This window comes from Persicirhabdus sediminis (assembly GCF_016595495.1).
Taxonomy (GTDB): domain Bacteria; phylum Verrucomicrobiota; class Verrucomicrobiia; order Verrucomicrobiales; family Akkermansiaceae; genus Persicirhabdus; species Persicirhabdus sediminis.
This window is the reverse complement of sequence record NZ_JAENIM010000047.1, coordinates 172,591-185,921: the sequence shown is the minus strand read 5'-3', so window position 1 is coordinate 185,921 and position 13,331 is coordinate 172,591. Positions and strand designations below refer to the sequence as shown.

Sequence of the window (13,331 nt, the reverse complement as noted above, 5' to 3'; positions counted from 1 at the left end):
CCCATGGTTTTAGCTGTGTAAATGTTGAGTTGTATCGATGATGACTAGTTTGAATTAATGAGGCTCTGGCGCCCTTTCAGGGCGCGTATTCTTCGTGTGCATTGACCTAGGGCTGAAGCCCTAGGCTTTGTTCTTGAGGGCTTTCAGCCCATGACGTTAGAGCCAGATTTGCACATAGAACTGGCGGGGCGAAAGTGCATGGGGTTAGAGTCATCTTTGCGCATAGAACTGTCGGGTCGGAAGTGCGTGACGTTGGCGTCAGGTTTGCACATAGAACTGGCGGGGCGAATGCGCATGTTATTAGATGTAGCGTCTAGCCCAGAATAGCTGGGGCTGAAGGGCATGACTAGCTAGGAGACTTGTGTTTTTCTTCTGTGAAGTTAGGGGATGAAACAGCTAGTGGAAAATATTAGCTGTCTTGTAATGGTCGCGGTCTGGCTGGTGAGCTAGTGTGTATTTATGTTTAGTCTGCTACAGCCAATTGGTGACCCTAAGGTGTTTTTGTGGCTCTGGGTGGTGGTTTTGTTTGTTGGTGGGATTTATGCACGCCGGCATTTTTTCTATGGCTTGGTAACGGGCGCAGTGGCTATTCCTTTGATGGGTTTTATGGGCACGTTAGTGGGTTCCTTTTTTCTGGGGTTGTGTCAGGTGATTATTGATTTTTTTCAGTGGGAGAGTTGGCTGATGGTGATTTGCTGTCTGCTTGCTCATGTGCTTGTTTTATTGATGTGGCTGGCATGGGTGAAGATGACGCGTGAGACTCATTCATCGGCAAAGCATGGGCGCATGATGCCTAGTAGTGGCTTGCCGACATTTCGCAAGGGGACATTTTTCAAACCCTACAAGCGCTAGCTGGCTGGAGGTGTCTCACATCGGCTTGACTAGTGGTTGACCCGCTGGGCAATCGAGTTAAAGATGTGGCCACTAAATTATGGAGATTTACAAAGACCCAAATGCAAGTGTGGACGATCGCGTGGCGAATCTGCTCTCGTTGATGACACTGGAGGAGAAAATTGGCCAGGTAGGGCAGACGCCAATGCTAGAGTATGAAGAGAACCGCGAGGAATATCTGCAAGGGGTGCGCGAGGGCCGCTATGGATCACGCATTCTAGCGAATACGGCGTGGGCGGGTAACTGCATGGAGAAGCCGGTGAATACTGAGGAGATCAATGAAATCCATAAAACTGCGCTGGAAGAGAGCCGTTTGGGCATTCCGTTGATTTTTGCCCGCGATGTGATTTACGGTCAGGAAACGGTGTTACCAATCCCGCTGGCGCAGGCATCTAGCTGGAATCCGCAGCTGGTAGAAGAGTCTTATACTTGTGTAGCGCGTGAGGCTGCGGCGATGGGCATCGACTGGACATTTGCGCCAATGATGGATGTGGCGCGCGATCCGCGCTGGGGCCGAGTGATTGAAACTAACGGTGAAGATCCACACCTAACGGCTGAGTTTGCTAAGGCGGCGATTCGCGGTTTCCAGGGTGGTGATGTGGCTGACTCTGAGCGTCTGGTTGCTTGTGCCAAACATTTCTGTGCCTACGGTGGCTCGCAGGGTGGACGTGATTACGATACTACTGAGTTCAGCGAAAATACACTGCAGAATACGATTTTGCCACCGTTCAAAGCGGCGGTAGACGAGGGTGTAGAAACTCTAATGAGCGGCTTCAATGATCTTGGTGGCGAGCCAGTTTCTGGCAGCAAGCGATTGATTCGCGGCTGGCTGAAAGAGGAAAATGGATTTGCAGGCACTGTTGTTAGCGACTGGGGTTCTATTGCCGATTTGGCTTACTTTGGTGTAGCTGAAGATGGTGCGGATTCCGCTCGTATGGCGATTGAGGCAGGGGTGGATCTGGCGATGACTAACGAGCACTATCAGGATCACATGCAGGAGCTGGTAGAGTCCGGCAAAGTATCTATGGATGTGCTGGATGAGGCAGTTGCTAGAATCCTGCGTACCAAGTTCCGCTGTGGTTTGTTTGATAATCCATACGTGGATAACGGACTGAAAACACAAGTGCTGCGCCGTGATGATCACGTTGAGAAAGCGCTGCAGCTAGCGGTTGAATCCTTAGTTCTGCTGAAAAATAATGATGGTGTGCTGCCATTAGAAAAACCAGCTAAGGGTGGCAAGACGATTGCCGTGGTTGGTCCTCACGCGCATTCCAAGCGCCAGCACCTTGGGTCATGGTGTCTGGATGGCAAACTTGAAGATGTTACATCCATCTACGAAGGCATTCGCGCGGCAGCTCCTGAAGCTAACATCATCACTGAAGATGCAGCCTTTGCCGATGAGATGATGGAGGCTGCTAGATGGGCCGATATCGTGGTGCTCTGCATTGGTGAAAGCCATCGCCGCACTGGTGAAGCGCGTAACATTTCTGACCTCCAGCTGCCAGCTGGACAGGAGGAGTTAGTTGAGTCTCTAGCAAAATCAGGCAAGCCATTGATTGTGGTGCAGTGTACTGGACGTCCTGTGCCGTCTCCAGCTGTGGAACTCTATGCTGATGCTTTATTATACGCGTGGCAAGGTGGCACTGAGGTGGGACATGCGGTGGCCAAGGTGCTGTTTGGCGACGAATCTCCATCAGGCAAGTTGCCAATTTCTGTGCCGCGCAATACTGGCCAGATTCCTATTTACTACAGCCAGAAGAAGCTGGGTAAAATGAGAGATTTCCTCGACTACAAACCGTACAAAGACATCGAAGCGACTCCTCTCTATCCATTTGGATTTGGTCTCAGCTATGCGGAGTTTGAGTACAGTGAGTTGGCAATCGATAAGGCTGAAATCTCAGCTGGCGAGCAAGCTGTAGTTTCTGTGAAGGTGACTAACAAAGGTGCGGTGAAGGCCAAGGAGATTGTGCAAATGTACGTGCACGACCACGTTTCCTCCACTACGCGACCAACTCACGAGCTGAAAGGTTTCCACAAGCTGGAGCTAGATGCGGGTGAATCAATTGTCGTTAGTTTCACCGTGGGTGAAGAAGAGCTGGCATTTTTTGGAGCCAAGCAGCGCTTTGAAGCGGAGAAAGGGAAGTTTTCCATCATCGTTGGCGCCGACTGTAATGCCACCGATCGTGTTGATTTAGAGCTAGTTTAATTGCTAGGACGTAGCTGATTTTTATTATCAATCGGGCTGAGAATGATTCTCAGCCCGATTTTTTATTTTGTGTTACTGCTTGTCTGTGAATGCTTAGCAGTAAACGCACGTTCGTAAACAATGTTTGAAAAGTGACTCGGTTCACTTGAATAGATACCTATTGGAATCTATATGTCTCTCGCCAGCTGCAGCTGGTGTGACAAATGGGACGTAATAGCAGAGAACAAGCAGAGGCAACACGTGAGAAGATTATTCACGTGGCGCTAGACCTGTATTCTCAGCAGGGCTATTCGGCTACCAGCTTTGTGAACATTGCAAACGAGCTGGGACTTTCTAAGGGCGCGGTGCACAATCATTTTCCATCCAAGAAGGATTTGCTTTTTGCAGTGATGGATTACGGGCTCAACCGCCGCCACGCAATGCTGCGCGATGCTCACCTAGCCGTTGCCTCACTTGATGAATTGCAGAAACTTTATGTCGACTCGCTCATAGTGGTGCTGCAGGACGAAGAAATGCGCAAGTTTGAGGTTTTCATCGGCTTCCAGATGGAGTGGTCTGAGGAAATGGTGCAGCAGCTCCACGATTACCGCACCCAGCTGGGGCGCGGTGCATACAGTCTGATAGAAGTTGCGTTAGGGCGTCTGAAATCCATAGAGCCGAAGCTCAAGGAGATGGATGTGAAGCATACTTCCTACGGCTTGTTTGTGTACTGGCAGGGCGCAGTGCGCATGTCATTTGTTTTCAACCAGAGCGTCGACGAAGTTTCGTCGCACGCGGATAGATTTTTTAATCAATACATGATGGGAGTTTCCAAGTAGATTTATGAAAAGTATAACATTAATTCTGATGATTCTGATAGGCGGCGGTGCCGGCTATGCGATTCGCACTCTAACTACTGATAGCGCTCCAGCAGCCCCACCAGCTGCGGCTGCAGGTCAGGCCGCTCCAACGGCGCCTTCAGTCAAAGTACTAAAAGTAGAGAAGGTGTTAACCTCGCCAGTGAAGGAATACATTGCTCAAGTTCACCCGATGGAGTCAGTTAGGCTGATTCCTCAAGTGAGCGGCATTATTTCTGCGGTTCATTTTGCTGAGGGTGAGTTGGTAGAAGAAGGTGAGTTGTTATTTTCTATCCAGCCAGCTGAATACGAAGCACAAGTAGCACAAAGTAAGGCGGCTGTAGCTAGAGCTGAGGCGACTTTGGTTCGCATGCAAAAATCATTGAGCATGTACACCAATGTGGATAAGCGAAGCATTTCTCAGTACGATCTCGATGCTGCTGAGGCTAGTGTAGCTGAAGCGGAAGCTGGGGTACTACAGGCAAAAGCTGATCTGCAACTCGCCGAACTCAATTTAGGATATACTGAGATCAAATCACCAATCACAGGTAAGATTGGTAAAACAGCTGCGACGGTAGGAAACTACGTGGCTCGCGGTGGCCAGGCGCTTGCTGAGATCGTGCAGGTAGATCCCATTCGTGTGGTATTTTCTATGCCTGATAGCGAATACCTGAGCTTGATGGAAGTGCTGGGTAAGTCAAAAAAGGCAATCAATTCAGCTCAAGTGAAACTTCCTAACGGGAGTTTGTTAGCTGAGCTTGGAGCACGTGACTTTGAAGATAACCAAATGGCTGAAGGTACAGGTAGCATTGCCGTGCACTTACGTTTTGCCAATGAGAAGGGCCTATTGATCCCTAATGGACTAGTCTCAGTTCTCGTGCGTAAGAACCTTGATACCAAAGGCATTATGCTACCACAGTCAGCTGTGATGATAGATGTGCGTGGCGCATTTGTTTGGGTGCTAGGTGAAGGCAATATAGCCGAACAAAAACGCATTGAACTAGGAGCCATGGTAGAAACTCGTCGTATCGTGAAAAGTGGCCTAGATGAAGGTGATGTGGTGATCGTAGGTGGGCTACAGAAAGTACGCCCAGGAGCCGCTGTGGCACCTGAGTTTACTGAGGCTGCTAGCCAAAACTAAATCATTGAAAAAATGAACAAATCAAAAAAAGAAAAGTTTAACTTTTCCAAGGTCTTCATTGATAGACCGCGTCTAGCAGGTGTTATTGCTGTAGTGATAGCGTTGGCTGGACTGATTTCCATCGGTCAGCTACCGGTGACCCAGTACCCACCGGTAACTCCTCCGCAGATTAGTGTTAGTACAAGCTATCCTGGGGCGAGCGCAGAGGTATTGTCCAATACGGTGGGCGCGCCCATCGAGGATGCCGTTAATGGTGTGGACGACATGCTGTATATGGAGTCTAGCTCTGATAGTAGCGGAAACTATTCTCTTACCGTAACTTTTGCCGTAGGCACAGATCCCGATATTGCGCAGGTAAAGGTGCAGAACCGTGTGCAGCGGGCGATGCCTAAGCTACCAGCTGACGTGACGAAGAACGGTGTCAATGTGGATGCTAGATCTTCAGATATCTTGGGGTTCTTGATGATGGTGTCTCCTGATCTATCTCGTGAAGAGTTGGAAATGAGTGAGTATGCTAACAATCTCATCAAGCCAGCTTTGGAGCGATTGGGGGGACTTAGTGAGGCTAGCATATTCTCGGCTCAGTATAGTATGCGCGTGTGGTTAGATCCAGATCGTGTCGCTGCTAACAAGCTTAGTGTAGACGACGTGGTCGCAGCAATTCGTCAGCAGAATATTCAAGCTTCGATAGGATCTGTTGGTGGTGTGCCTAACGATGGTTCTGCGCAAATGATGTATACACTACAGGCGCAGGGGCGTCTGAATGAAGTCCATGACTTTGAAAATATTGTAGTGAAAACAGCTGAAGATGGCGCTGTAGTTCGTCTTAAAGATGTCGCTAGAGTTGAGCTGGGGGCAGATGGTTACCTCACCGCGGCTTATCGAGATGGTAAAAACGCAGTGGGTATTCGTCTAACGCAAAAGACAGGATCAAACGCACTCGAGACGGTAGACCAAGTTAATGCCTATCTAGATGAGCTAAGACCACGCTTGCCAGAAGGCATGGAGTTGGAGTTTTTCTACGATGCTACTCAGTTTGTAAGAACGTCGATTAAGGAAATCGTGATGACCTTGTTCATCACCATGGTGTTGACCGTATTCGTTTGTTACCTATTCCTGCAGGACTGGCGGGCTACCTTAATTCCGTCGATTACGATTCCAGTTTCACTGCTTGGAACCTTTGCCCTGCTGATGGCCCTTGGCTACAGCATTAACACACTAACATTGTTTGCGCTGATTCTTGTTATTGGAATCGTGGTGGATGATGCGATTGTGGTCGTTGAACGTGTGCTTCACTTGATGGAACACGAAGGTCTAGGGCACCGAGATGCAGCCTTGCGTGCGATGCAGGACATTTCATTGGCCATTGTAGCCACCACTTTGGTTCTGTTATCAATTTTTGTCCCGGTCGGCTTTATGGGCGGTATTACAGGCAAGATCTATCAGCAGTTTGCGGTGACTATTTCAGCTGCTGTGATGTTCTCATCACTCACCGCTCTAACATTGAGTCCAGCTCTCTGTGCTATCATGCTCAATGTGGCCAAACCTAAAGAGCGTGGACCACTGCATTGGTTCAACATTGGCCTGCGTGCAAGCCGTAAAAAATATGTAGGCATCACTGGCTGGCTGACTCGCCGTGGTTTGCTAACATTCTTTTTCCTGATAGCTGCTTTTGCTGGTTCTAGCTTGGTAGTGAAAAAGAGTGCGACTTCATTTTTACCTAACGAAGATCAAGGGGTGATTTTTGGAGCGGTGCAATTACCAGAGGGGGCAACGATTTCGCGCACTAATGAAGTTGTTGCTGGGGTAAACGATATTCTACAAAACGAGCCAGATGTTGAGAAAAATCTAGCCATTACAGGATTCAGTCCACTTGGTGGGCGGGGTGAAAATGTTGCCTTTTTGATTATTAGACTGAAGGATTGGAGTGTTCGTACACGTGACGATCAAGATGTGGTAGCCATTCAAGCTAGGTTGCGCGGGGCATTTGAGAGTATTTCTGGAGCCAAAATTGATTTGTTCACACCACCAGCGATTCGCGGTTTGGGCCGCAGTGGCGGGATGAATATCCAGCTGCAAGCAGTCTCAGAGGCTGACCCGCAGAAGCTCGAGTCGACCATGAATGGGTTCTTGATGCACCTGAATTCAGCTCCTGAGATTCAAGTCGCCTTCAGTTCATTCACAGCACAAACGCCAAATTTGTTCCTTGATGTAGATAGAACAAAAGCGGAGCTGCTGAATGTCCCTGTATCGAGGGTTTTCTCTACCCTGCAGAATTATCTAGGCTCGTATTACGTGAATGATATTAACTTAAATGGTCAGGTAAATAAGGTGATTGTTCAGGCTGACTGGGCTTACCGTAAGACGCCAAGTGATATTGAGTCGATTTTTGTGCAGAGTGATGACGGCAAGCAGGTGTCGCTGAAGTCGTTGATAAAGATAGATACTGTATTGGCGCCGCGGGTGATTGACCGTTATAACAAGTTTCTATCAGCTGGGATCACCGCGTTCACAGCTCCTGGATACAGCTCAGGTGAAGCGATGGCGGCGGTTGAAAGAATTGCCCTCGAGCATTTACCTAATGAGTATTCCTTCGATTGGTCTGGTCTCAGCTATCAAGAAAAGAACAGCTCAGGCAAGTCTGGCGTGCTGATTTTCATGGCTTTGGTATTTGGTTACTTGTTCCTCGTCGCTCAGTTTGAGAGTTGGACGGCGCCGCTTTCGGTGATGACCTCGATCTCGGTAGCTATTCTCGGCGCACTAGCAGGACTGTATGTGATTGATATGCCACTGAGTATCTATGCTCAGTTAGGTCTCATATTGTTAGTTGGTCTAGCTAGTAAAAATGCCATTTTGATCGTTGAGTTTTCGAAGAGCCAGCGGGAAAGCGGTATGTCTATCATTGAAGCGGCTACAGATGGTGCAGGGCAGCGATTCCGCGCGGTATTGATGACAGCCTTCACCTTCATCTTTGGTGTTTTGCCAATGGTGTTTGCTTCAGGTGCTGGTGCTGCTAGTCGTCAGGCGATTGGTACCACGGTATTTTTCGGCATGTTAGCTGCTACCATACTTGGCATTATCATGGTGCCAGCTCTGTATGCGATGTTCCAAACTGTGCGTGAGAAAACCCATAGTCTGCGTAAGTAGCTGAGCATTTAATTGCAGCCCCTGCGCTGAGTTAGAATCATAAATCTATAAATAAAATCCGCCCTGTTGGAATATCCAACAGGGCGGTTTTATTTGCTATGAACTAGCTGATGAATTAAGACTTCTTAAAACTGGAAAGTGATTCCTACCTCAAGCGCTGCTTGCAGGAAGTTAGAGCTTAGTGTTTCACCAAAGACATCAAAATCGCCGTAGTGGATAAGGCGTAGGCCAAAGTTACCGCTGCAATGTTCGGTGAACCTTTGTTCCATGCCAGCTACGATATCAAAATAGAATGCTGTAGACTCACCGTCGCCTTTGAAATAGTAGCCATAGCTAGAGGCTGATGCGCTGTAATTCATTTGAGCTGCACCCACGCTGCAACCGACATAAAATGATGAAACTTCAGTGGTATCCATACCTGCTTGATAGGCAAGGCTGAATGAAGTCACATCAAGAGCTACATCAAGACTAGAGTTGTAATTTGATTCAGATTGGCTTGTACGGCTTTACCTTAAAGGCTAACTGAATGACTTTTTGACCTTTAAGCGGTGGAGGTAAACGTATGTAAAATGCGGAAATGTTAGTAGTTTGTGCGAGGTCGTTATGTTTGTCATTTGAAACGATACAGTTAACTTAATTGGGTGATTTTTAGTTAATCGGTTGATGTTGTCATTCAGGGTTTCTGGTGTCTTTGCATTGATTGACAGGTTTCTAATGATTTATTAGAGATGGGCTGTTATGAAAACAAATACACGAGTTAGCTTTTTGCTGACAATTTGTGTTCTGTTTCTTCAGTTATCATTGCGTTCTAACTTGAATGCTCAAGTAGTCGGCCTAAGTGATCTCCCCCAGGATCGTCCGATTGTGATGGGGTATGTCAATGCATTGCGTTCTGAGTCTGGCAGGGAGCAGACATTATCGCAGGAGGAGATTAAGTACGAAATCCAAAATATCTATTGGTCTGGCTATGATGCCATCGTTCATGCCTTTGCTGAGCCGCTAGATGCAGATGGTTCTGTTGGTGGAGACTTAGGAAACTTTACAGCCTATCAGTCGGATCTAATTGAGCAAGCACACGCGCGCGATATCGCGGTGATTATGTCGATTGGTGGAGCCTATCCACAGCGACTAGCAGATCAATTTATGGCGATCGCAAGTGATGATGTTAAGCGCGCGAACTTCATCGCTGACATTGTTAACTATCTAGCTGACCGTAATTATGACGGTGTCGACATTGACTGGGAGTTTCCTGATTCAGGAGCAGGCAAAGCCGCATTGACCTTGCTTATGAAAGAACTCTACCAGGCCGTGAAGGCAGAGAGTTCTGAGTACATTGTGATGTTTGGTACTGGCCCAGGATGGTATATGGGCAGCTATGATTTTACTAGTCTAGCGGACTATTCAGATTTCTTTTTTTACTTTGGTTACGACTGGAAAAATCCAGCTAACGGACCGATTCGCAACCCTGATACAGTTCAGTGGACCTCGGCAAATGATACCATTGCGGAAGCATCAGTTAAGGGGGGATTGGAGTATGTCATGGATAAAGGTTATCCAGCTAACAAGATTATTTGTGGTCTGCCATTTTACGGTTCAGATGGGCTGACTTCATGGTCGGCTGTGCGTGATGTATGGGCGTCAGCGCAAGCTTCCTATGACGCTGCGATTGACGTTAATGCGATGGAGGTAAAGATCAATGATGTATGGTTTACCAGCCCACTGGCTATGAAAATGAAGATGGATGCTTTGCTGCTAGAATCTTCTTCAGTGCTAGCTGATTCAGCTGTCGTTAGGGGTGTGGGTACTTGGGAAATTGGCCATGAGCACCGTACAAATCCAGATCTATCCATGGCATTTGAAGAATGGATTGCTAGTTATGAAGGGCGAGTTTTATTGCCTGGTTTGAGTGCCTCACGATTAGAGGCCGTTGAAAATACTAGTGGAGACGTGGATGTGGAGTTTGATATTTCCATGTCACGTCTATCAGATGACGATGTGACCGTTGACTACGCGTTGTGGGTGAAGCCTGATTCAGCTAGTTCCGGGAGTGTGTATTCGTCTGCCACGGTGAAGTTTTCAGCTGGTGACCAGCTAGAGAGTTTTCAGCTAACGATTCCTAAAAGTAAATTTAGCGACGATGGTGGATGGCTTGAGCTTGTCTTGAGCAATCCAGCTGGCGCATTGATATCAGCAGAGACATATGGAGTGTCCGTTAGTTTTGTTGATCCAGACGAGCCGGTTGATCCAGATGAACCAACTGACCCAGAAGAACCGACAGATCCGGATGATGGTGATACAGGCGATTCAGGTGTGGATCTAGCGCCTGAAAAAGGTGGCTGGAAGCGTCACTATGTTCCAGCCAGTGATGTTGATATTGTATTCACCGCTCCTGATCAATGGGATAGCAGCTTTAGTGATGCCAAAGTGAGCATCACCAGTAAAGGAGCTGAAATTAATACCTGGGTATTGAGCTTTGATGGCGCCTGGCAGATTACCGGCGCTGGTGGTTTTGACTTCTCTGCGGATAATGATAGGCACACGATTAGCAAACCTAGCACATGGGGTGAGATCACTGCTGGTGGTACTTTAGAGTTTGGCATCCAAGGCAATGGCACATGGACAATGCCTGAGAATGTCTTGTTCAATGGAGCGCCCTTAGGTGAAGGCGATCCTGATAACGTCTTGCTCGACGATTGGATTGTTGGTCGAGGTGGCGACGGTGTTGCTGCTGATGCTGACGGCAACGGGCTGGCCGATATGATAGACTTTTTGCTGGGCCTTGAAGAAGGTGATAGAGCCAATTTGGACGTTCAGTTCAGCGAGCTCAGTGTTGATGGCCAGAGTAATGTCTACCTTACAGTTAGTGTGGATGCCAATGTCTACGCTGTTGGTGTGGAGTATCGCATCGAAGTTTCTAACGATCTTGCCAGCTGGCATGCTGGTGAAGACTACATGATTGTTCATGAAATTCAAAACCTAGGCAATGGCATGGAGCGCGCTACTTGGCGTAGTGTTGATCCAGTTAGCGTGGATGATACAAAGCAATTTGTTCGTCTAGCCGCGCGCATTGCAGGGGTGGAAATTGACCAGCCATATTCTGAGGAAGCACCACGATTTGATCAGGTGTCTATTTACAAAAATGATGCCACGGGTGTGGGGCATAAGGTCATTTGGCGAGCTAACGAAAGCATCTCACCAGTGACTGAGTGGAATCTGTATCGTGACGGTGAGTTGATTTATTCAGCCAAGGTCACTGGCGATCCACCACAAGAGCTGACTTATTACATTGATGACGCCTCACTAACATTATTCTCCTATGAGGTGGAGCTGATCAATGAATTTGGCAGCACACGTTCTAATATCATGAACTACCTGCCTGCTGACGCTAGCTGGATTACTTTTGCTGGTGTTGATCTTCCACAAGAATCACAGGTATCTCAGGTGACCATTCCAGCTGGAACTAGTGCGCTAACAATTGAAGGTGGCGCGGAACCATTTGAAGTAGTGGTCAATCACACTGATGCGGTTTCAGCTAGTGTTAGTGGTCGCGAGATCAGCTTGAATGGCACGGCTGGCATGCGCTCAGGCCTCAAGGTTGTAGATGCCGACGGTAAGGAACGACTGGTAGGTATTCGTGTGGCCAATGCTGATGGCAGCATGCCGCAGCTTCCTAACTACTTGTCTGTAGGTTCAGTATCTGAAGACTCCACGGCTGACTTGGATTTCTTTGCTGATTTCCAGCCAGGATCGCGTACTAACAAGTGGGTCGACTATCGCTACATCTACATCAATGGTGGGGTGAAGCGCAAAGGTGTGGGCTGGAGAACATGGACTGATCCAGTGGACGGCGACCGCATGCGCAAGTTTGTTCGCGAATCTATCAAGCGTGGTATGTTGCCAGTGATCGTCTGGTATAACATCCCGGATGGCGGAGAATCTTATACCACGAACATGGAGCACATTCAGGAGAATGATTACATGCAAGGGTACTTTGAAGATCTCAAATTTGCCATCGACATTGCTAACGAAGAAGCTGGTGATGAGATGGTGTTGTGGGTCTTGGAGCCAGACTTTATTGGCTACATGGCGCAGAATGGTGAAGATCCAGCTACTTTGATGGCGCAGACCAATGCGGCTTACGATGTGGGTGTGCTCGATAGCTCAGCTGGCGATCCAGTATTTCCTGATACTCTGCGCGGGCTGATTGAGGCGATCAACTACAGCCTGAAGAAGCATTCTAATAATGCGTATATTGGCTGGCAGTTTAACCTGTGGGCATTCCCAGCTGGTGGCTGGTTAGACGACAGTAAAGTAGGCCTCAAAGGGCTGATGCGAGTGACTGATGATAGAGGCATGACTGAGGGCCGCGAGATCGTCTATAATGAGGGTCTAGCTGTGGCTGATTATTACATGAGCTGTGGCATTCTCACTCACGGGGCTGATTTTGTATCTATCGACAAGTACGGCTTAGACGGTGGCGCGGAAGGGAAAAATGATAATCCTAGCGAGTCGACATGGTTCTGGAATGCTGAGCATTGGTCTAACTACCTGCATTATTGTGCCGCACTTCACGAGCGCACTGAGAAGCAGGTGATGTTATGGCAGCTGCCAGTTGGCCACATCAACAGTTCGCAGTTAGTGAGCCCATATACGGATAGTGTATTCCCGGATCATCCGAACCAACCACGCGACTGGGAAGACAGCTCACCGAGCTTTTTCTATGGTGATACCTTCAAGCCAGGGGCTGGAGCACGTTACGATTGGTTTAGCGCTAACAGCGGTGGCTACGCTGATGTTAGCCTAGCTGCTGATGGCGAGACGATCACTTGGGGGAGCCACATGGAAGAGGCTGCTGCTGCTGGCATTCACATCATGCTGTTTGGTGATGGTGTGGGGAATTCTACCCGTGGCCGTGGCGACTCAAATACCGATGAGTTCTGGTGGATCACTGCCACTCAGGATTACTTTGAAAACAAAGTACCGCTAGCTGAATAATAACTAACAATCTAGCTGGCTGGGATTTCTAGCCAGCTAGAGAGCTTTAACTCCCTAGCTTTCTCTCGCCCCTTTGGGGCTTCAGGTAGATTGGGCGCGCTCACCCTGACCTGCG

7 protein-coding genes are annotated in these 13,331 nt (G+C 48.3%); 6 read left to right on the top strand and 1 reads right to left on the bottom strand.

What is annotated here, in order from left to right:
- Positions 1 to 501 precede the first annotated feature (501 nt).
- From JIN82_RS16675 to JIN82_RS16655, 5 genes are all read left to right on the top strand, one after another.
- Positions 502 to 852 carry a hypothetical protein gene (locus tag JIN82_RS16675; protein WP_200312808.1) on the top strand — a complete coding sequence of 117 codons (351 nt, stop codon included), beginning with the start codon at positions 502 to 504 and terminating at the stop codon, positions 850 to 852.
- A gap of 76 nt (positions 853 to 928) precedes the next feature.
- Positions 929 to 3,097: a glycoside hydrolase family 3 N-terminal domain-containing protein gene (locus JIN82_RS16670; RefSeq protein ID WP_343221754.1), complete on the top strand. Its 2,169-nt coding sequence runs from the start codon at positions 929 to 931 to the stop codon at positions 3,095 to 3,097.
- A 203-nt stretch (positions 3,098 to 3,300) separates the two neighbouring features.
- Positions 3,301 to 3,915, top strand: coding sequence for a TetR/AcrR family transcriptional regulator (locus tag JIN82_RS16665; RefSeq protein WP_200312806.1), 615 nt, complete (start codon positions 3,301 to 3,303; stop codon positions 3,913 to 3,915).
- A gap of 4 nt (positions 3,916 to 3,919) precedes the next feature.
- Positions 3,920 to 5,074 carry an efflux RND transporter periplasmic adaptor subunit gene (locus JIN82_RS16660; protein ID WP_200312805.1) on the top strand — a complete coding sequence of 385 codons (1,155 nt, stop codon included), beginning with the start codon at positions 3,920 to 3,922 and terminating at the stop codon, positions 5,072 to 5,074.
- Positions 5,075 to 5,086: 12 nt separating this feature from the next.
- A complete protein-coding gene (locus JIN82_RS16655) occupies positions 5,087 to 8,221 on the top strand; it encodes an efflux RND transporter permease subunit (RefSeq protein ID WP_200312804.1) in 3,135 nt (1,044 codons plus the stop codon).
- Between the two features lie 125 nt (positions 8,222 to 8,346).
- On the opposite strand, the gene JIN82_RS16650 is transcribed toward JIN82_RS16655, so the two are convergent.
- Positions 8,347 to 8,670, bottom strand: a complete 324-nt coding sequence (locus JIN82_RS16650; RefSeq protein ID WP_200312803.1) for a hypothetical protein — start codon at positions 8,668 to 8,670, stop codon at positions 8,347 to 8,349.
- A 289-nt stretch (positions 8,671 to 8,959) separates the two neighbouring features.
- On the opposite strand from JIN82_RS16650, the gene JIN82_RS16645 reads away from it, so the two are divergent.
- A complete protein-coding gene (locus JIN82_RS16645) occupies positions 8,960 to 13,216 on the top strand; it encodes a glycosyl hydrolase family 18 protein (RefSeq protein WP_200312802.1) in 4,257 nt (1,418 codons plus the stop codon).
- Positions 13,217 to 13,331: the final 115 nt, after the last annotated feature.